Origin of the sequence: Acinetobacter legionensis (assembly GCF_048552295.1) — a bacterium.
GTDB lineage: Bacteria > Pseudomonadota > Gammaproteobacteria > Pseudomonadales > Moraxellaceae > Acinetobacter.
In genome coordinates this window covers 23,268-44,581 of the sequence record NZ_JBIMCW010000033.1, presented here as the reverse complement: position 1 = coordinate 44,581, position 21,314 = coordinate 23,268, and the positions used below count along the sequence as shown (strand labels likewise).

11 protein-coding genes are annotated in these 21,314 nt (G+C 40.5%); all 11 read right to left on the bottom strand.

Annotated elements, in window-relative coordinates:
* Positions 1 to 71: 71 nt before the first annotated feature.
* Positions 72 to 422, bottom strand: coding sequence for a lysozyme inhibitor LprI family protein (locus ACG916_RS18930; protein WP_419330740.1), 351 nt, complete (start codon positions 420 to 422; stop codon positions 72 to 74).
* A gap of 504 nt (positions 423 to 926) precedes the next feature.
* A complete protein-coding gene (locus ACG916_RS18925; protein ID WP_336954749.1) occupies positions 927 to 2,198 on the bottom strand; it encodes a Glu/Leu/Phe/Val family dehydrogenase in 1,272 nt (423 codons plus the stop codon).
* Positions 2,199 to 2,234: 36 nt separating this feature from the next.
* Entirely contained in the window at positions 2,235 to 3,155 is a 921-nt protein-coding gene (hutG, locus tag ACG916_RS18920; RefSeq protein WP_336954748.1) for a formimidoylglutamase, read from the bottom strand.
* 28 nt (positions 3,156 to 3,183) lie between these two features.
* Positions 3,184 to 4,395, bottom strand: coding sequence for an imidazolonepropionase (gene hutI / locus ACG916_RS18915; protein WP_419328850.1), 1,212 nt, complete (start codon positions 4,393 to 4,395; stop codon positions 3,184 to 3,186).
* A gap of 52 nt (positions 4,396 to 4,447) precedes the next feature.
* Positions 4,448 to 5,860, bottom strand: coding sequence for an amino acid permease (locus tag ACG916_RS18910; protein WP_004721798.1), 1,413 nt, complete (start codon positions 5,858 to 5,860; stop codon positions 4,448 to 4,450).
* A gap of 64 nt (positions 5,861 to 5,924) precedes the next feature.
* Positions 5,925 to 7,463 carry a histidine ammonia-lyase gene (hutH, locus tag ACG916_RS18905; RefSeq protein ID WP_336954745.1) on the bottom strand — a complete coding sequence of 513 codons (1,539 nt, stop codon included), beginning with the start codon at positions 7,461 to 7,463 and terminating at the stop codon, positions 5,925 to 5,927.
* Positions 7,464 to 7,545: 82 nt separating this feature from the next.
* On the bottom strand, positions 7,546 to 9,213 hold the full coding sequence (gene hutU / locus ACG916_RS18900) for a urocanate hydratase (RefSeq protein ID WP_419330738.1): 1,668 nt from the start codon (positions 9,211 to 9,213) through the stop codon (positions 7,546 to 7,548).
* Positions 9,214 to 9,458: 245 nt separating this feature from the next.
* The gene (locus ACG916_RS18895; protein ID WP_419328846.1) at positions 9,459 to 10,040 is read right to left on the bottom strand and encodes a HutD/Ves family protein; all 582 of its coding nucleotides are present in this window, start codon (positions 10,038 to 10,040) and stop codon (positions 9,459 to 9,461) included.
* On the bottom strand, positions 10,037 to 10,789 hold the full coding sequence (hutC, locus tag ACG916_RS18890; RefSeq protein WP_004721807.1) for a histidine utilization transcriptional repressor HutC: 753 nt from the start codon (positions 10,787 to 10,789) through the stop codon (positions 10,037 to 10,039). The genes ACG916_RS18895 and hutC overlap by 4 nt, the downstream gene beginning before the upstream one ends.
* Positions 10,790 to 11,278: 489 nt before the next feature.
* Entirely contained in the window at positions 11,279 to 12,964 is a 1,686-nt protein-coding gene (locus ACG916_RS18885; RefSeq protein WP_419328844.1) for a ShlB/FhaC/HecB family hemolysin secretion/activation protein, read from the bottom strand.
* Between the two features lie 3 nt (positions 12,965 to 12,967).
* Complete coding sequence (locus tag ACG916_RS18880; RefSeq protein ID WP_419373125.1) at positions 12,968 to 21,298, bottom strand: MBG domain-containing protein; 8,331 nt, start codon at positions 21,296 to 21,298, stop codon at positions 12,968 to 12,970.
* Between the last annotated feature and the right edge of the window lie 16 nt (positions 21,299 to 21,314).

The following is a 21,314-nucleotide window of genomic DNA, read 5'->3' as shown; positions in this document are numbered from 1 at the left end:
GCCATAAAATACTCCATATATTGATGTTTATAACATCATTTGGGGAGCAAAATATCACTTATAAGTGTTGTTCAAATTTCCTGATCCACCTCTTTTTCATCATCAAATGCGGCTTGATCACATTGATCATCTTTAAAATTTTGAAAAGATCGCCACTCTACTTGAGCATCGGTCAATCTACTTTGTTCATATGCTGAGAGCTTAGATGTCAGGTTTTTTACTACCAAGTTTAATCTTTCATTCTGACGTAAATGCTCTGCACTAATGCATAATTGCTTGTTTGCTGTGGTTTTTGCTGTATTTATACAGCTTTGGTAGGTTTTTAAGTATTGTAATGTCGGTGCAGCTGCTAACAAAGTCGTAAAGCCACATACACTACCAATGCTCAAAACATAGATGTATTTTGAGTATATTTTATTCATATTATTAACTACTTTCTAAAAAGGTTTATAGCAGAAGTGTCTATAATTTATTCACACACTAAATATACTTTATAATTTAATTCATGTGAAATTAAAACCATAAAAAGGCAAATACTACACAAAATTTAAGACATTTTATTCAGGGTATATTTAGGTTTATTCTTACAATTCAGTCTAATAATTTTTATCGCATTGCATACTAAGTAAAAACAAAGCACTACTTTGCTTGTAGTATCAGGTGTCGCGTAAGATCAATGTATTGATACTCTTTAACTAACTGCTCAAATCTATATACAAAATAAAGCAGTAAAAAATCTACAGTAAGATAAATTAAGGTTTATGTAATGTTATTTGTAGATAATACTAAGATTCTGGTAAGGCATTTATAATTCAATAGATTCTATAAATTCGCTGTTTAAATAGTCTGTCAAAATGCGCTTTAAACAGATAAAATAAAAATGACCTTAGCAGAGATCTGCTAAGGTCACGCTTACAACAAAAAAATTAGCCTGGGAAAATACCGCGTTCCATACGAGCTTTTAAGATACGCTCACAACCTAAAATAAAGGCAGCCGTTCTTAAACTACATACTTTGTCATTTGAAGTCTGCCATACATCATTAATCGCTTGAACCATCAATTTATCGAGTCTTTGGTTAATTTCTTCTTCCGACCAGAAGTAGCTTGACATATCTTGAACCCATTCAAAATAACTTACAGTTACACCGCCTGCATTACAAATCACATCAGGTACAACGGTAATACCACGTTGGATTAAGATATCATCTGCTTCTGGGTAAGTTGGACCGTTTGCCCCTTCGAGTACCAATTTCGCTGTTAATTTCTGCGCACGTTCAACCGTGATTTGACCTTCCAATGCAGCCGGAATCAAAATATCCATTTCGACATCCCAGAAATCTTCATCACTAATCGCTTGAGCGCCAGCAAATCCCCCCACGCCCTGATTGCTCTCTAAATAAGTCTTTAAAGCAGCTAAATCAATACCTTGAGGATTATAAATCGTCCCTGTATGGTCTTGAATTGTTACAATAATAGATTTCGAATCTGCAAATAGATATGCAGCTTCACTACCAACATTACCAAAACCTTGAACAGCAACTCTTGCGCCATCTAAAGAAAGTTTAATTTTTGCTGCAACTTGTTGGCCTGTAATAAATACTCCACGCCCAGTTGCTTTAATTCGACCTAAAGAGCCGCCCAAATGAATCGGCTTACCCGTTACAACACCTGTTACTGTATGGCCTTGACCCGATGAATATGTATCCATAATCCAACCCATAACATTGGGATTGGTACCAACATCAGGTGCTGGAATATCTTTTTGAGGGCCAATAATATGGCTAATTTCACTGGTATAACGACGTGTTAAACGTTCTAATTCACGTGGGGAAAGTTGACGAGGATCGACACGAACACCACCTTTTGCACCACCAAAAGGTAGATTTAAAACCGCAGTTTTAATAGTCATCCAAGCAGAGAGAGCCATCACTTCATTGAGATCTACATCTGGATGGTAGCGAATACCGCCCTTACCAGGACCACGGGATAAGTTATGTTGAACACGATAGCCTTCAAAATGACGGATCGTACCATCATCCATAACAATCGGTACATCGACAATCAAAGCACGTTTTGGTCGCTTTAAGGTGTCGATATAATCTTTGAGATGTTCTAAATGCGGTGTAACACGCTCGATTTGTTCAAGGTAGGTAGACCATGGACCGTTATTTTGAGAGATATAAGATAAATTAGACATACTTTGCTTATCCTTTTGATGAAGTCACTTGAATCATCAATCAAATATGTAGTTAAAAATGATATAAGCGGCTAATTTGGCAGTTCTGTTGTCCAAATCAAACCGTGGATTACATTCAGCCACATCAAAAACTTTGATCTTGCCAGTTTTTTTAATGGCTTCTAATAATGGGTCAAAAGTAGATAAATCGATTCCTTTCACCGCAGGTGCGCTGACACCCGGCGCAATGCTAGCGTTAAATACATCAAGGTCAACCGTAATATACAAATAGTCTACTTTTTTAATAAAATTATTTATTCTTAAGATTAAATTTTCAACATTTTGCAGTTTTAATTCATAATCGTAAATATAATTACAGTTTAAACGTGCTGCTGTGTCAAACAAAATTTTAGTATTTGAATGCTTAGCAACACCAATACACATGTAATTAAATTCTTGATCAAACTGCTCTGATAGTTTAGCAGCATTTAAAAAAGGTGTGCCTGAAGTGACATATTCAGCTTCGCGCAAATCAAAATGTGCATCGAAGTTAATAATCCCTATTTTCTTATTTAGATGATTATTTTGAATGTATTGAAATAAGCCTGAAAAACTCCCAAAGGCAACTTCATGTCCACCACCTAACACAATGGGCTTCATGTTGGAATTTAAACTACGTTCAACTTGATGCGCTAATTCCGCCTGCGCTATTTCAAGTTCAGCATGATCACAAATCACCGTACCTAAATCGATAATAGTCACAGGTTGATGCACTGGTAAATTTGCCAATTGAGCACGAATCATATCTGGTGCATCTGCTGCACCTAAGCGTCCATGATTGCGTTTAACTCCTTCATCTGAACTAAAGCCAATGAAAGCAAAAGATGCCTGAGGACTGGTATTGATCACTTGATGGAGTCGAAGATATGCATCACCCTCCCCATCTTGTCGTCCTTGCCACATAAATGAATGATTCATTATTAATATCACTCTATCAAAATTAATCTCATGCTGAGATCAAGATTTCATTTCCATGTTGGATGATTCGTTTTGACAAATCACCGCCAAGCCAATACACAATTTCAGAAGGATGTTCTATATCCCAAGCAATAAAGTCCGCCACTTTACCTTGTTCTAATGTGCCATGAGTGTCTTGTAAACCCAGTGCATAAGCAGCATGCGTTGTGACACCTGCGAGTGCTTGCTCTGGTGTTAAACGAAATAATGTACTGCCCATATTCAGCATTAAACGTAATGATAAAGTTGGCGATGTTCCTGGATTTAAATCACTGGATAATGCAATACGGACACCATGTTGATGCAAACTATCTAAAGGTGGATATTTGGTTTCTCTTAAAAAATAGAATGCTCCCGGCAATAACACAGCAACTGTGCCTGAAGCAGCCATGGCTTTGGCATCAGCTTCAGTCATGTATTCCAAATGATCTGCGGATAAAGCATGGTAACGTGCAGCAAGCGTTGAACCACCGAGGGACGAAAGTTGTTCTGCATGTAATTTAACAGGTAGGTTTAATGCCTGAGCTGCTTTAAAAACACGTTCAACTTGTGCAGGTGAAAATGCCAAATGCTCACAGAAAGCATCGACTGCATCGACTAAACCTTCTTGATGCAGTTTGGGTAACATCTCGGTACAGATATGTTCAATATAAGCATCACTTTGATCTTGATACTCAGGTGGCAAAGCATGCGCTGCCAAACACGTACTTTTTACAGTCATCGGTAAAGTTTGAGCGACTTGACGAATCACACGGAGCATTTTACGTTCATTGCTATAGTCCAGACCATATCCCGACTTAATTTCAATGGTGGTTACACCATCTTTAAGCATACAACGAATACGTTTGAGTGCCGAAGCAAGGAGCTGCTCTTCGCTTGCTTCTCGTGTTGCTCTTACAGTGCTTGCAATACCACCGCCACTCGCTGCGATTTCCGCATAACTGGCACCTTGTAAGCGTTTTTCAAACTCAACACTGCGATTTCCGCCAAATACACTATGCGTATGACAATCAATTAAACCGGGAGTCACCCATGCGCCATTGAGGTCAATGATCTCAGTATAGTCATCTACAGGAACATCTTTTTCTGCGCCAATCCAGTGAATATGTTGTGCTAAAGTGACGATTGCAGCAGATTCAATACTGGAATATTGCCCATCTTGCATGGTTGCAATATGACAATTTGTCCAAAGTTTTTTCATTGACATTTCCTCTTGCTGCTCATGCTTTAAGCACGCTTGAGCAGCTTCAGTATCAGCTTTCCATTTCGATGTTTTGTTGGAGATCTGGTTTTTCTTTTACTGAATTTTGCTTGGGCTTCACCCATATCGTGTAAGCAATCCAGAGTAAAACCAACCATGTTATACCGACATAAAGTGCAGGTCTTGAGTCTGGGAAATATCCCATCATGGCTAAAATAAACAGCATAAATACAATGGCAAATGCAGGTGCATAAGGCCAGCCAATCACAGGAAAATCTAATGCTTTAATTTCTGATTTAGACAGTTTACGGCGCATGCCCACTTGAGAAAGTAAAATCATTAACCATACCCAAACCGTTGCAAATGTTGCAATTGAAGCGATGATAATAAATACATTTTCGGGGATCAGATAATTAAGCACGACACCGACAAGTAACACACCAGCCATCACCACTACAGTCATCCAAGGAACACCATTACGTGAGAGTTTCTGGAACACTTGAGGTGCTTGTTTATGCTTAGACATACCATACAGCATACGTCCTGCACCAAATACATCACTATTGATCGCGGAAATTGCAGCTGTAATCACCACAATATTTAAAACAGTTGCTGCAGATTTGATGCCTAAATTTTCAAAAATTTGTACAAATGGACTGCCTTGGCTACCAATTTGATTCCATGGGAAAATAGACATCAATACAAAAATTGTCAGAATATAAAAAAGTAAGATACGTACAGGAACCGCATTAATTGCACGCGGAATCGACGTTTTCGGATCTTGTGACTCACCCGCTGTAATCCCAATGATTTCGATGCCACCGAATGCAAATACCACAACTGATAAGCAGGCAACTAAACCCATAATCCCATTGGGCATAAAACCTTCATGAATCCATAGGTTTTGGATACCGGGTACAAAGCCTGTGTGATCTGCATTAAATCCGTAGAACATCAGACCAAAACCACCCAAAATCATGGCAACAATAGCGCTAACCTTGACGATGGATAGCCAGAACTCGACTTCACCAAAGACTTTAACGTGAATCAGGTTAATTGCCCCTAAGAACATAATAAGCGATAAAATCCAGATCCATCGTGGCACATCGGGGTACCAAAACCCCATATAGATACCGAAAGCAGTCACGTCAGCCAAGGCGACAATGATCATTTCAAAGACGTAGGTCCAACCTGTGGTAAAACCAGCTAAAGGACCAATATAATTTGAGGCATATTCACTAAAAGAACCTGATACGGGGTTATGAACAGCCATTTCCCCTAATGCTCGCATCACAATATAAATTGCAATCCCTGCAACCATATAAGCAATTAAAACAGACGGACCAGCCATTTTAATTGCCGTTGCTGATCCATAGAAAAGCCCCGTGCCAATCGCTGAACCCAATGCCAAAAAGCGGATATGACGGGTGTTTAACCCCCGCTGTAATGTGGAGTGTTGTGACATTATAATCTCCAATCCTTGAGGAAATTTAGTTAGATTCGGTCACTCCATGTGACCGTTTTATTGATCACACTTCGGACAAGCTCGGTAGTAGCTTTGCAATGAGCAATTCGTTCAGACAACCACTTGCGAGCAATTCACTTGCTTGTTCGATATCTGGCGCGAAGAAACGATCTTCACTGTAATACGCCACTTGATCACGCAGAATTTTTCGGGCACGCTCAAGTTTAGGAGAGCTTTTCAATCCTTCACGGAAATCAAGTCCTTGACATGCACCTAACCACTCAACTGCAAGAATGCCGCGAACGTTATCAGCCATATACCACAAGCGTTTTCCTGCATTAGGCGCCATGGAAACATGGTCTTCCTGATTTGCAGAGGTCGGTAAACTATCAACACTGGCAGGATGTGCAAGTGCTTTATTGTCACTCGCTAACGCAGCGGCTGTTACTTGAGCAATCATAAAGCCCGAATTCACCCCACCATTTGCAACCAAAAATGGAGGAAGCTGTGACATATGGCGATCCATCATCATCGAAACACGACGTTCAGACAGTGAACCAATCTCTGCAATCGCTAAGGCTAAATTATCAGCAGCCATTGCCACAGGTTCAGCATGGAAGTTACCCGCTGAGATTACGTCACCTTCTGCCGCAAACACCAATGGGTTATCTGAAACTGCATTCGACTCAATCGCTAATACTTCTGCTGCTTGGCGAATTTGCGTTAAACAAGCCCCCATCACTTGAGGTTGACAACGCAGTGAATACGGGTCTTGAACCTTGCTACAATCTTCATGTGAATGTGCAATTTCACTTGATTCAGTCAATAAGTCACGATATGCAGCGGCAACATCAATTTGACCACGCTGACCACGAACTTCATGGACACGTGCATCAAACGGCGCACGTGAACCGAGCATAGCTTCAACGCTTAACCCACCACAAACGGTCGCAGCAGCAAATAAATCTTCAGCTTCAAATAGACCACGTAATGCGTATGCTGTTGAAACCTGTGTACCATTTAAAAGTGCCAAACCTTCTTTGGCTGCTAAAGTAATGGGTTCTAAACCTGCGATTTTAAGTGCTTCAACTGCTGGGAACCATTCCCCTTTATAGCGTGCTTTACTTTCACCGAGTAAAACCAGAGACATATGTGCAAGGGGTGCCAAGTCACCTGAAGCGCCGACTGAACCTTTTAATGGAATATGTGGATAAACTTCTGCATTGATCAAGGCAAGGATTGCATCAATCACTTTAGGACGGATACCAGAAAAACCACGTGCCAAACTATTGGCCTTTAACAACATAATTAAGCGAACCATCGCATCATCTAAAGGGACTCCCACACCAGCAGCATGAGAAAGTACCAATGAACGTTGTAACTGTTCTAAGTCTTCAGGAGCAATTTTACTTGAAGCGAGTAAGCCAAAACCAGTATTGATACCGTAAGCTGTGCGTCCTTCATTCACAATCTTTTCGACACATGCAACACTGGCATTGATGCCAGCATAAGCACTGTCATCCAGTTTAACTTTGATTGGATTTAAATACGCTTGGCGAAGATCTGCGAGAGTGAGCTTGCCTGGTTGAATTAAGAGTTCCATTTTGACGTCCTGTTTTACGCTATATTGTTCTCTTACGATGCTACTTACACAATTGCAAAAAGCATCGTAATGTCCATGTCTTTTATTTGGTGATCATCGGCAAGTTCAAACCTTGCGCTTTGGCACATTCGACGGCAATATCATAACCAGCATCTGCATGACGCATCACGCCTGTTGCTGGGTCATTGGTCAATACCCGAGCAATACGTGCTGCTGCTTCATCGGTACCATCACAAACAATCACGACACCTGAGTGTTGAGAGAAGCCCATCCCGACACCACCGCCGTGATGTAATGAAACCCAAGTCGCGCCACCTGCTGTATTAAGTAAAGCATTCAATAATGGCCAATCAGATACAGCATCGGAACCATCTTGCATTGCTTCAGTTTCACGATTTGGACTGGAAACCGAACCTGAGTCTAAATGATCGCGACCTATGACGATTGGTGCTGAAAGCTCACCACTACGTACCATTTCATTAAATGCCAGACCTAATTTTGCACGCAAGCCTAAACCAACCCAGCAAATACGTGCTGGTAAGCCTTGGAAGCTAATCCGTTCTCTTGCCATGTCTAACCAACGATGTAAATGTTCATCATCTGGAATCAATTCTTTAACTTTTGCATCTGTTTTATAGATATCTTCAGGGTCACCTGAAAGTGCAACCCAACGGAATGGTCCAATACCACAACAGAATAATGGACGGATATAAGCAGGTACAAAACCAGGGAAATCAAATGCGTTTTCTACGCCTTCTTCCTGCGCCATTTGACGGATATTATTGCCATAGTCAAAGGTTGGAACACCCATTTTTTGGAAATCCAACATCGCTTGTACATGCTTCGCCATAGATTGTTTTGCAGCTTTTACCACTGCTTCTGGCTCAGTTTTGGCACGTTGACGATATTCTTCCCATGTCCAACCAATGGGTAAATAGCCATTGAGTGGATCATGTGCACTGGTTTGATCCGTCACCATGTCCGGATGAACGCCACGGCGAACTAATTCAGGTAAAATTTCAGCTGCATTGCCATGTAGCGCAATCGAAATCACCTTGCCTTCTTTGGTATAACGGTCGATACGCGCCAAAGCATCATCTAAATCTGTTGCTTGTTCATCGACATAACGTGTACGTAAACGGAAATCAATACTGGCTTGCTGGCATTCGATATTAAGCGAGCATGCGCCTGCCAATGTTGCAGCTAAAGGCTGAGCCCCTCCCATTCCACCTAAACCTGCAGTCAACACCCAACGACCTTTTAAGTCCCCGTTGTAGTGCTGGCGACCAGCTTCAACAAAAGTTTCATAGGTGCCTTGTACAATGCCTTGGCTGCCGATATAGATCCAAGAACCTGCAGTCATTTGACCATACATTGCCAAGCCTTTGGCATCTAGCTCGTTGAAATGTTGCCAATTTGCCCAATGTGGAACTAAGTTTGAATTGGCAATAAGAACACGTGGTGCATCTTTATGTGTTTTGAATACGCCGACGGGTTTACCTGATTGAACCAATAAAGTTTCGTCATTTTCTAAAGTTTTAAGTGTTTCAACAATCTTGTCATAACATTCCCAATTACGTGCAGCACGACCAATACCACCGTAAACAACAAGCTCTTTTGGATTCTCTGCGACATCAGGATCAAGATTATTCATCAACATACGCAGTGGAGCTTCAGTCAACCAACTTTTTGCATTGAGCTTAGTACCACGAGGTGCGCGAATTTCTACATCACGAAATTTTGTTGTCATTGTTGTCACAATAGGACTCCTTCCTTTGAGTTTAAACCAGCAAATTAAACTGCATTCACTGTATAGCAATGTACTAACTTGTATATACATCTATATACTACACAAATCTTTAATATTGAAAAGATGCTTTTTAAATTATTTTTAAAAAAATTTATAAACATATAAAATAAATAGATTTATTTTTCATAAAAACAAAAAACGCAGACAACTTAAGGTTGTATGCGTTTAAGTAGAATCAATAAAATTTAGATTTTTGTGAGTTGTATTAGACAAGTTTGCTTTAAAAATTGCTGATTTAAAATGATTGTCTTTAATGATTTTTCATCTTCGAGTTTAAGACTGTCCTGATGTTCCAGATGAAAAATCTGTTGACCAATTTCGATAACTAACACCTCAACACTCTGATTAAAAACAAACATCACGTCAGATAATATGGGTATTTCTAAGGCTTCTGGAGAGAAAATCCACTGATACTGTGCATCAAACTTTTTTGGATTAAAAATCAAATTAAAATCGCGAATGTACCCTGCCAGCAATTCACAACTGACCACGCTGTCTCCACGAAACTCGACGGACTGCAATGTTTTTAAATACTTAAAATCATCATCTATACGCAGTGAAAGACCTTGACCTTCCAATACCGTCAAAAAGCGATTCATCCCATTAAACTTGGAAAAATCACTCGATGTTTTCACATCGGCCATCGAAATCCGCCAATCAAACTCAACTAAGCTTTCACCGACACTACGGGCGATTTCAAGCGTATAGCCTTTCCCATTTTTCCATCGCATTTTTTTGTAATGGCTGGCTTTTAAAAGCTCAATCATTGGGTAAATTTACCTTCCAAATAATAGCGACTGCCAGGATAAATCAGTCTTGCACTGGAGATCAGTTGTTTATTGGACCATGTTCTACGGCGGATCAATAAACAAGGCTCTGTTTTATTGATTTTTAGCCATTTACATTCTTGTGCTGAAGCAAGAATAGCAGTAACCACATGCTCACCTTCAGTAACAGGTGCTTTTGACATTAAATAGGCATTAGGCGTGATAGTTTTAAAATCTTGTGCCAAATAATCTGGAATCAGTACGGGATCAACTAAACGATCTTCGATCTGCACAGGCACATCATTTTCATAATGCACAATGATCGAGTGAAATAGTCGTTGTCCTTCTCGAATTTGCATTAATCGACTTTGTTCTTCATTGGCTTGAATTTGTTCAAGTACCAATACTTCAGCATGATGTTTATGATTTCTCGCAATAATTTCTTCTGCAATATTATTCACATGAAATAATGCTGTACGACCTTGCCCTTCAGCGACAAAAGAGCCAACACCTTGTATACGCACCAATAAACCTTCACTGGTCAGTTCGCGCAATGCCCGATTGACCGTCATACGACTACAACCCAGTAAATTCACCAACTCACTTTCTGAAGGAATTTTTTTATTTACAGTCCATGTTCCTTCATAAATTTTTTGTGAAATCATTTGCTTCACGCGCAAATACAAAGGAACAGGACTATCTTCTTCTAGAGATAAGTCTAGATCATTGTGCTTTGACGCTCTTGACATTGGCTAAAACTCATACAAAATATTCTAACTCATTGTATCTTGAGTCGATGTTATTTGTATATACAAGCCTATACAAATAATCATGATAAAAATATCCATTACTCATCAATGGCATTCCAACTTATATCCATTTAATCATTTTGCTTTTACATCATTTAATTATAGATGGTGTAGCGGTCACCCAACGAATATTAATCGGCTTTGTTTGCAGCGCAAGGTTTGACTTCGTCTACGCAAAAGAATTTAAACTTTAAATGTAAAGTGTGGCTGTGTAAGTTTTATTCTCATCAGCTAGATTTTTAAATCCCTTTTGCTAAGTTTTTACTCAGATTGTTTGAATCTTCCCCCTTGCGAAGTGAATACTTCTCACCTTTTTTGAAGGAGGGAGTTTTTCGTTACTCAAATAAATTGAGTTTAACCATACAGCGTGTTGCTATCGCGTGGCGACATAAATAAGGAGACAAAAGCCTCCTTATTTACTCAATCAAATTAGAAAGTCTTTCTTAAACTCAACCAGTACTGGTGATTATCACGGTCTTGCAACTGCTCTGGCGTATTTCCAATTGGAAAGGCAACTTCTGCATTGGCTTGAATATTCCACGCACTCGTCCAGTTCAAACCTAAACCTGCACTACTGATTTGAACTTGATTATCGCCTGTCACACCTGCCCAACGCTTAGCATTTAACGTGACTTCTGCTGTATCGATAAATACTTTCGCTGTTAGCTGATGCTTTGCATCGGCAAATAAACTTTGTCTCAGTTCTGCCGTGGCCAAATAACCTGTAGAGCCTGCAAATTGACTCGATTCATAACCACGAACATTAAATGGACCACCACCTAGATATTGCTCTGCACTGTCTAGATTATAAGGACTGTATTGTCCATAAATTCCCAAATAGCCTTGCGTGCCCTTATTGCTTAGGTTTTGTAAGCGTGACAGATTCAATGTAGCTGTATAGTAGTCTCCAGCTGTCTTCGCTGTTTGCGCATCTAAAGCAGCGGCATCATCGTTTTTAAATTTAACACGACCATAACTGGTTGAGGCACCATATTGGGTTAAGCCTCCACCCAAGAATTGATCGAACTGCGAGCCATCCAGTCGGGCAGTCACCACGTCAATATTTCGATGTTTGTAATATTGATTGAGCTGAATATCATCTTTCAGTTGTTTATGATCGTATTGTAAGCTGAGAAGGACTTCTGCATTATTGGTCAGTAAGGCAGGTTGGCTAATGAATACGCTACTTTGTGCAGCACTCCCTTCTGCGCCAATGTTTTTTAGCTCTTTTCCAAGTTCATAATCTAGATAAGAATAACTTGCGCCTGCCCGAGTACCCATTCCTGTAAAGGTAAATGCATAACCCACGCGCCCGTAGTTCATGCGTTTGCCTGCAGTCATTACATCTAAACTCAGTTCATCGCCTAAGCCTGCAAGGTTGTTGGCAGAAATTCCAGCGGTTCCACGCACTTGACTGGTATAACGATTACCAAAGTTATCTGCGCCAATATAACCATTCAACATGCCTGCATTTTGTACTTCAACATTGAGTTGGCTACTTCCGACTGTTGCACCAGGGGTCAAAACATTTCGGGTATTGACCCCATTTAAACGATTGAGCAGTTTGAGTTGTTGTTGCATTTGGTCACTGTTGATCCGCTCACCTTGTTTAAGTGGTGCAACGGTTTGTTCAATTAGCCAGTTTTGCGTTCGACTTTGATTATCAATCTGGGTTTGATCATAATACGCTTCGAGTACATTGATACGTACTACACCCTGACTTAGATTCTGCTGAGGCAGATAAGCCCGACTATAGGCATAGCCCTGTTGCTGGTAGTAAGTGGTAATCTTTTGGGCTACTTGCCAAAGTTGCTGAAGACTCAATTGTTTACCTTCGGCATCCGCCACTAAGTGATGCAATTGCGCTGTGCTAAAACGACTATTTCCAGTGATTTCAATTTTGCGTACAGGAATTTGGATATCAGGTGAGTTAGGTACGTTATTGCTTGCTGAACTTTCTATCTGAACAGCAGCCTGTGGTTCAAGGCTTTGTCCTTGTTGCTGTTGTTGTAGCAGTTGACCCGCATTAGGTGCTGGCGCTGCATGGTTACTGCTGGTCAAAAGCATCAGACAAGCAGCCACAGATGTTGCCAAAATATTGTGTTGTTGTTTCATCAATTAGTGCTCCCCTGCCAAAATTTGAATACCTGCAGTGTTAACTCCACCTTGGCGTACATCTAAATCAACTGTATTTAAGACGTTATTGGTTTCAGGCAAATAACGCGGTCGTTTGAATTGTATGGCTTGTAAATACGCTGCAGGGGTTAACAGATAAATATCAGCTGTGGTCACAGCGGTGGTATCCACAAGTTTGTAGTTTTGAGCATCTAAGCCACCTAGACTTAAAGCTGTAATCGATACATTTTTTGCTTGCCCTGTGGTTGCACTGTCAAATTGTCCTATTGCTGTTGCAACGTTTAAATTATCCCCAGCGTAGATCCCGTTGAATTGTGCGTTGCTGAGATTAAGTTCAGCGGCAGTTAATCCATTATAAGTACGATTGTTGGCCGTAATTCCAGCAATGTTTTGAATATTGGCTTGGCGAATATCTGCCGTAGTTTGTGCAGTGTTATTCACCAACTCGTAGTTGTGTGCATCTGCACCACTTAAACTGACACCCTGAATCGAGACTTGTTTTGCTATACCCACATTTTTATCACCGAATTGTCCAGTTGCTGTTGCAACTTTCAATTCATCGCCTGCAACCATACCAGTGAATTGTGCTGATCCAGTATTTAATGTTGCGTTGGTGGTTGCATCATAAATACGATTATTGGCGCTAATGTCTGTCACTTGGTTAATTTTAGCTTTCGCAATATCCAATGCACCATTAACAAAAGTTAGCTCATAGTTTTTGTCTGCACCCGTTGCAGTATTGGCGTATTTGCCAGCATCTTTGCCGGTAACCGTTGCGCTTACACCAGATAATACAGATTCTGTCTCTCCATTGACTAAACCAGAAGCACTAAAACCAGCAGCAGTTTGATCTTTACCGTTATAGGTGGTTGATACACTATTGGCGGTCACAGTGGCTTTAGCTTTAGCAATATCTAATGAGCCATCAATAAAACTAAGATCATAGTTCTTGTCGAGACCTGTTGCAGTATTGGTGTATTTGCCAGCATCTTTAGCAGTCACCGTTGCTGAAACACCTGATAAGACCGATTCAGTTTCACCATTGACCAAACCTGTTGCACTAAAACCAATAGCCGTTTGGTCTTTACCGTTATAGACTGTATTTAAGCTATTGGCGATCACAGTAGCTTTGGCTTTGGCGATATCTAAGGAACCATCAACAAAACTTAACTCGTAGTTCTTGTCTAGACCCGTTGCACTATTGGTGTATTGGCCAGCATCTTTGCCGGTAACCGTTGCAGTTACACCTGACAATACCGATTCTGTTTCACCATTGACCAAACCTGTCGCACTAAAACCAGCAGCTGTTTGATCTTTACCGCTATAAACCGTATTTAAACTATTGGCGGTGACAGTGGCTTTAGCTTTGGTGATATCCAAAGAGCCATCAACAAAGCTTAGTTCATAGTTTTTGTCTAGACCCGTTACACTATTGGTGTATTGGCCAGCATCTTTGCCGGTAACCGTTGCAGTTACACCTGACAATACCGATTCTGTTTCACCATTGACCAAACCTGTCGCACTAAAACCAGCAGCTGTTTGATCTTTACCGCTATAAACCGTATTTAAACTATTGGCGGTGACAGTGGCTTTAGCTTTGGTGATATCCAAAGAGCCATCAACAAAGCTTAGTTCATAGTTTTTGTCTAGACCCGTTGCACTATTGGTATATTGACCTGCATCTTTAGCAGTCACAGTAGCTGAAACACCTGAGAGTACTGATTCAGTTTCACCATTGACCAAGCCTGTTGCAGTAAAGCCAGTAGCTGTTTGATCTTTACCATTATAAGTAGTTGATACACTATTGGCGGTCACAGTGGCTTTAGCCTTAGCAATATCTAATGAGCCATCAATAAAACTAAGATCATAGTTCTTATCTAGACCTGTGGCTGTATTGGCATAACTACCTGCATCTTTACCTGTGACAGTTGCTGAAACACCTGATAATACCGATTCAGTTTCACCGTTGACCAAACCTGTTGCACTAAAGCCAGCAGCTGTTTGATCTTTGCCGTTATAAACCGTATTTAAACTATTGGCGGTGACAGTAGCTTTGGCTTTGGTGATATCCAATGAACCATCAACAAAACTTAACTCGTAGTTCTTGTCTAGACCCGTTGCGCTATTGGTGTATTGACCTGCATCTTTAGCAGTCACCGTTGCTGAAACACCTGAGAGTACCGATGTATCTTCCCCATTGACCAAGCCTGTTGCACTAAAGCCAGCAGCTGTTTGATCTTTGCCGTTATAAACCGTATTTAAACTATTGGCGGTGACAGTGGCTTTAGCTTTGGCAATGTCTAATGAGCCATCAACAAAACTTAACTCGTAGTTTTTATCTAGACCCGTTGCGCTATTGGTGTATTGACCTGCATCTTTGGCAGTCACTGTTGCTGAAACACCTGATAAGACTGATTCAGTTTCACCATTGACCAAACCTGTCGCACTAAAGCCAACAGCTGTTTGATCTTTACCATTATAGGTAGTCGATACGCTATTGGCAGTTACTGTAGCTTTCGCTTTGGCAATATCTAATGAGCCATCAACAAAGCTTAGCTCGTAGTTCTTGTCTAGACCTGTTGCGCTATTAGTGTATTTGCCAGCATCTTTAGCAGTCACCGTGGCTGAAACACCTGATAAAATTGATTCAGTTTCACCATTGACTAAACCAGAAGCGCTAAAGCCAGCAGCCGTTTGATCTTTACCGTTATAGGTAGTCGATACACTATTAGCAGTTACGGTGGCTTTGGCTTTCGCAATATCTAATGAGCCATCAACAAAGCTTAGCTCATAGTTCTTATCTAGACCTGTTGCAGTATTGGTATATTGACCTGCATCTTTAGCAGTCACCGTTGCTGAAACACCTGACAATACCGATTCAGTTTCACCATTGACTAAGCCTGTCGCACTAAAACCAACAGCTGTTTGCTCTTTACCGTTATAAACCGTATTTAAACTATTGGCGGTGACAGTGGCTTTAGCTTTGGCGATATCCAAAGAACCATCAATAAAACTTAACTCATAGTTCTTGTCTAGACCTGTTGCAGTATTGGTATATTTGCCAGCATCTTTAGCAGTCACCGTTGCTGAAACACCTGAGAGTACTGATTCAGTTTCACCGTTGACCAAGCCTGTTGCAGTAAAGCCAGTAGCTGTTTGATCTTTACCGTTATAAACCGTATTTAAACTATTGGCGGTGACAGTAGCTTTAGCTTTGGCGATATCCAAAGAACCATCAATAAAACTTAACTCATAGTTCTTGTCTAGACCCGTTGCGGTATTGATGTATTTGCCTGCATCTTTAGCAATCACCGATGCGCTTACGCCTGATAATACTGATTCTGTTTCATCATTGACCAAACCTGTCGCACTAAAGCCAGTAGCCGTTTGATCTTTACCATTATAGGTGGTTGATACGCTATTAGCAGTAACAGTGGCTTTAGCTTTAGCAATATCTAATGAGCCATCAATAAGCGTCAGATCATAGTTCTTATCTACACCTGTTACTGTGTTGGTGTATTTGCCTACATCTTTGCCTGTGACAGTTGCCGAAACACTTGACAATACACTTGTAGTTTCACCATTGACCAAGCCTGTTGCACTAAAGCCAGCAGCTGTTTGATCTTTACCGTTATAGGTAGTTGATACGCTATTAGCCGTAACAGTGGCTTTAGCCTTAGCGATATCCAATGAGCCATCAACAAAGCTTAGCTCGTAGTTCTTGTCTAGACCTGTTGCGCTATTAGTGTATTTGCCAGCATCTTTAGCAGTCACCGTGGCTGAAACACCTGACAATACCGATTCGGTTTCCCCATTGACCAAGCCTATCGCAGTAAAACCAGCAGCAGTTTGATCTTTACCATTATAGGTGGTAGATACGCTATTGGCTGTTACTGTCGCTTTAGCTTTAGCAATATCTAATAAGCCATCAATAAGCGTCAGATCATAGTTCTTGTCTACACCTATTACTGTGTTGTTGTATTTGCCTGCATCTTTGGCAGTCACCGTTGCTGAAACACCTGACAATACACTTGTAGTTTCACCATTGACCAAGCCTGTTGCAGTAAAACCAGCAGCTGTTTGATCTTTACCGTTATAAACCGTATTTAAACTATTGGCGGTTACGGTGGCTTTGGCCTTAGCAATATCCAAAGAGCCATCAATAAGCGTCAGATCATAGTTCTTGTCTACACCTGTTACTGTGTTGTTGTATTTGCCTGCATCTTTAGCATTCACCGTTGCGTTTACGCCTGATAATACTGATTCTGTTTCACCATTGACTAAGCCTTTCGCACTAAAGCCAGTAGCCGTTTGGTCTTTACCGTTATAAATGGTTGATACGCTATTGGCGGTGACAGTAGCTTTAGCTTTAGCAATATCTAATGAGCCATTAACAAAACTGAGCTCATAGTTTTTATCTATACCTGTTGCGGTATTGGTATATTGACCTGCATCTTTAGCAGTCACCGTGGCTGAAACACCTGACAATACCGATTCAGTTTCACCATTGACTAAGCCTGTCGCACTAAAACCAGCAGCCGTTTGATCTTTACCGTTATAGGTCGTTGTTACACTATTGGCTGTTACTGTCGCCTTAGCTTTGGCGATATCCAAAGAGCCATTAACAAAACTTAGCTCATAGTTCTTATCTGTACCTGTGGCTGTATTGGCATAACTACCGGCATCTTTACCTGTGACAGTTGCCGAAACACCTGACAATACAGTTGTAGTTTCGCCATTGACCAAGCCTGTTGCACTAAAGCCAACAGCCGTTTGATCTTTACCGTTATAGGTGGTTGATACGCTATTGGCGGTTACGGTGGCTTTCGCCTTAGCAATATCTAATGAGCCATCAATAAGTGTCAGATCATAGTTCTTGTCTGCACCTGTTACTGTGTTGGTGTATTTGCCTGCATCTTTAGCAGTCACTGTTGCAGTCACGCCTGACAATACAGTTGTAGTTTCGCCATTGACCAAGCCTGTTGCACTAAAGCCAGCAGCCGTTTGATCTTTACCGTTATAAACCGTATTTAAACTATTGGCCTTTACAATGGCTTGTGCTTTATGAATTGTGGCACTTAAACCTATAGGCTGACTAAAAGTATAATTTCCTGCATCCGCACCTGTTAAGTTATAGCCTGTTACGATCACAGACCGGATTCCTGCATTCTTATCTGTAAATGTACCTATACCACTACCAGTCAATCCAACAAAATCTCCAGCAAATGGATTGATTGAAGCAGTACCATTTAAGGTCGCATTGAACAAGCCATCATACGTTTTATCTGCAACACTTATTCCATTAATGGTTAAAACTGCAGGCGTTATACTGGCTTTAAGATTTGTCGGCTGTAGCAAGTTGTAATTTAAAGCATCTGTTCCAGTCAGCGTATAACCCGACACAATCACATTTTTATTATTGCCCACATTTTTATCAGTAAATGATCCAAATCCAATACCCGAAAGTGTCACTGAATCACCTGACAGCACTGTCACTCCAGCAGTACCCGATAATGTTGCTACTTTTGATGTATCATAGACTTTGTCAGCAACGCTCAAGCCATTAATATTTAAATCTCTTTTCGCGATTGTTAATGAACCTGATCCACCATTTTCTTTATAAATTACATCATCGCCAAACTGTGTTGTATTTGCCGCGATTGGAACACCACTAATCAGGATTGAGCCATCATTTAAACTATAAATCCCTGCATTTTTACTGGTTGTTTTATAATTCAGTCCTGAAGCCAGAGTTCCAGAAGCTATTGATCCATCATAAATTTTGTCAGAAAAATTAGCGACAATTTCTGTAACCAAGGGTTTAAGGAAATGACGTAGTAACGGCGCAGATCTTCCTTCATAAATACGCCAGACTTTTCCTGTACCACCTGCATCATCAATATCCCAACCTGCAAAAGTAGAAATTTGCTGAAGTTCTGTTGTGGTTTTTCCTATACCACCCGCACTGCTTGTTCTTCCAGAAGTACTGGTGTTCCAGAAACTATTTGTGGTTGTACCATTACCACCACCAACGAGACCACCAACAAAAGTATTCCCAGTTACACTTCCAGAAGAATAATTTTTGTCAACACTTCCGCCATTGAAACCCACCAGTCCTCCAACATATTGATTTCCGATGACAGTACCTGTTGCATAAGAGTTATTGATTTGCCCTGATATTCCACCAACTAAACCACCAATATAATTATTTCCTGTCACTGCACCTGTTGCAAAAGAAGAACTTACAACTCCGTCACTATAACCAACCAAACCACCAATATAATTATTATTAGAATATTTTCCTTTTACAGTCACATTGGCATAAGAATTTAAGATATTTCCTGAATTATAGTTCCAACCCACCAATCCGCCATACTGCTCGGTATTACCTGTGACTAAGCCTGCATTGACATAAACATTATTAATCGTGCCAAGATTAAGCCCCACGATCCCACCTGTTTTTCCATAACCTGAATAACTTATATTATTCAGTCCAAGATTTTGTATAAGTGCATTCTGATGCGTAATCGCAAACAGTCCAATGCCCTGATACATAGAGTCAATACTTAATCCACTAATCGCATGACCTAATCCATCAAACCGTCCACGAAAAGCTTGTTGTGATAGATCCATTGGACTTAAAGTTGCATTATAAAAGCCAATTGGGTCGAATCCGGTATAGCCATTCCACTGCCATGTACTACTGGCATCTATGTCTGCACCCAACACATAATTACCACTCAGGTTACCGTTGATCCCTTGTAAATCTTGACTTGTAGTCGAACCCTGTGCGCCCAAAGCCGTAATGACTTGATAGTTAATGGTAGCAGCCGTTCCTTTTTGGGTACTAAAATTCTGCCCAGCCTTTAAGTTTATTTTTGCGCCAGTGTTAATATAGTAATTAGCATTGGTATTGGCTGTATTTTGTCCATATATCAAATTAAGTTTGCCACTGTTATTGGTCGCTGTGATGTTGGCATTAATGTTGATGTCATTTTGTGCATTTAAAGTCAGGCTGGTCGCACTCCCCCAAGTCACATCAGCATTCACATTGATATCACCCTTTTGGTTACCCGTAGAGCTAGTTAGCAATATGACATTACTGGTTGCAAGACTGCTTGCTAAAGTGGTTGCGCCTATGCCGCTACTACTTGCCGATGCATTACCTGAATTAATACTGAAATCGGTAGGGTCGATCAACCAGTTTCCGATTTTCCCGCCCTCAGAATGAGAGGACACTATCGTATTATTATTAATCTTTACTTTGGCTGCTGAAGTTTCAATAAACCCACCATCTTGACCATTTTTCCCTTCAGCTTTAAGCAGGCCACTGACATTTGTTTCACCATTTTGCATATCACCTAACAAAATGATTTCACCTTTGGCATTTTGGCTTAAGCGATTCGCTTCAATAATCCCACTATGATTGACCACGGCTTTACTTAAACTGTCTTTGGCTTTTGCAGTTAAATATACAGCGCCATTGTCGGCAAGAATTGCACCACCATTGTCCACCAAGCCTTTTAATACCCCTTGATCAACTTGGTACTGGGTCAGTGAACCATCCTGTAAAGCAAGAGTGACTTGACTGGCAGCAGTGAGATGAGTAACGCCATTCGGTGTCACAATAGAGCCGGTATTTTTAACATTGGGCGCAATCAGCGCAACAGTTCCACCTGATAAAGTTTGAATACTACCGTTATTTTCTATCGTTGCTGTGCTATTGGCATTGGCTTTTAAAGTATATTTTCCATTTTGAATATCCGCATCGTTCAAACTTAAAGTTGAAGCAACCAAACCACCAACATTCACTTGAGCTGTCTTAGAAAAAACCACACCATTTGGATTGAGTAAAAACACCTGCCCATTGGCATTTAAACGCCCCATAATCTGCGATGCATTGCTATCCAAAACCCGATTAATGGCTATAGATGACTGGTTTTGTTGATTAAAATTAACCGTTGCATCTTTACCAATATTAAAAGTATTCCAGTTGGTCGAAAGGTTTTGACTATTTTGATGAATATTTAAAACGTTGCCATTTTGGGAAATGTTGGCTGAACCTTGAGTGATATTGGCGCCTGTAGGCAGTTCAGTATTAGAAATTGCGGCATAAATCGATAACGGCAATAAAGCCAGCCCCAAAAAAGCCAATCGGATTAAATTTATCCCTGATGCTTTATGAACACCGCCCTTCAGTGCGTTTTTATGGTCTACAGTACTTTGTGAAGTATTATGATTTTTTGCCAATTCTGAAACTGCTTGCCAGCACCTAAGTTGTGAATTCCAAATAACTTTATAAATTTTGTTCATGATAATCCCCAAATCT

Coding starts and splice junctions, on each gene's coding strand:
- hutU (WP_419330738.1), bottom strand. CDS start 9,213: ATGACAACAAAATTTCGTGATGTAGAAATTCGCGCACCTCGTGGTACT.
- ACG916_RS18880 (WP_419373125.1), bottom strand. CDS start 21,298: ATGAACAAAATTTATAAAGTTATTTGGAATTCACAACTTAGGTGCTGG.
- hutH (WP_336954745.1), bottom strand. CDS start 7,463: ATGGAACTCTTAATTCAACCAGGCAAGCTCACTCTCGCAGATCTTCGC.
- ACG916_RS18930 (WP_419330740.1), bottom strand. CDS start 422: ATGAATAAAATATACTCAAAATACATCTATGTTTTGAGCATTGGTAGT.
- ACG916_RS18885 (WP_419328844.1), bottom strand. CDS start 12,964: ATGAAACAACAACACAATATTTTGGCAACATCTGTGGCTGCTTGTCTG.
- hutC (WP_004721807.1), bottom strand. CDS start 10,789: ATGTCAAGAGCGTCAAAGCACAATGATCTAGACTTATCTCTAGAAGAA.
- ACG916_RS18910 (WP_004721798.1), bottom strand. CDS start 5,860: ATGTCACAACACTCCACATTACAGCGGGGGTTAAACACCCGTCATATC.
- hutG (WP_336954748.1), bottom strand. CDS start 3,155: ATGAATCATTCATTTATGTGGCAAGGACGACAAGATGGGGAGGGTGAT.
- hutI (WP_419328850.1), bottom strand. CDS start 4,395: ATGAAAAAACTTTGGACAAATTGTCATATTGCAACCATGCAAGATGGG.
- ACG916_RS18895 (WP_419328846.1), bottom strand. CDS start 10,040: ATGATTGAGCTTTTAAAAGCCAGCCATTACAAAAAAATGCGATGGAAA.
- ACG916_RS18925 (WP_336954749.1), bottom strand. CDS start 2,198: ATGTCTAATTTATCTTATATCTCTCAAAATAACGGTCCATGGTCTACC.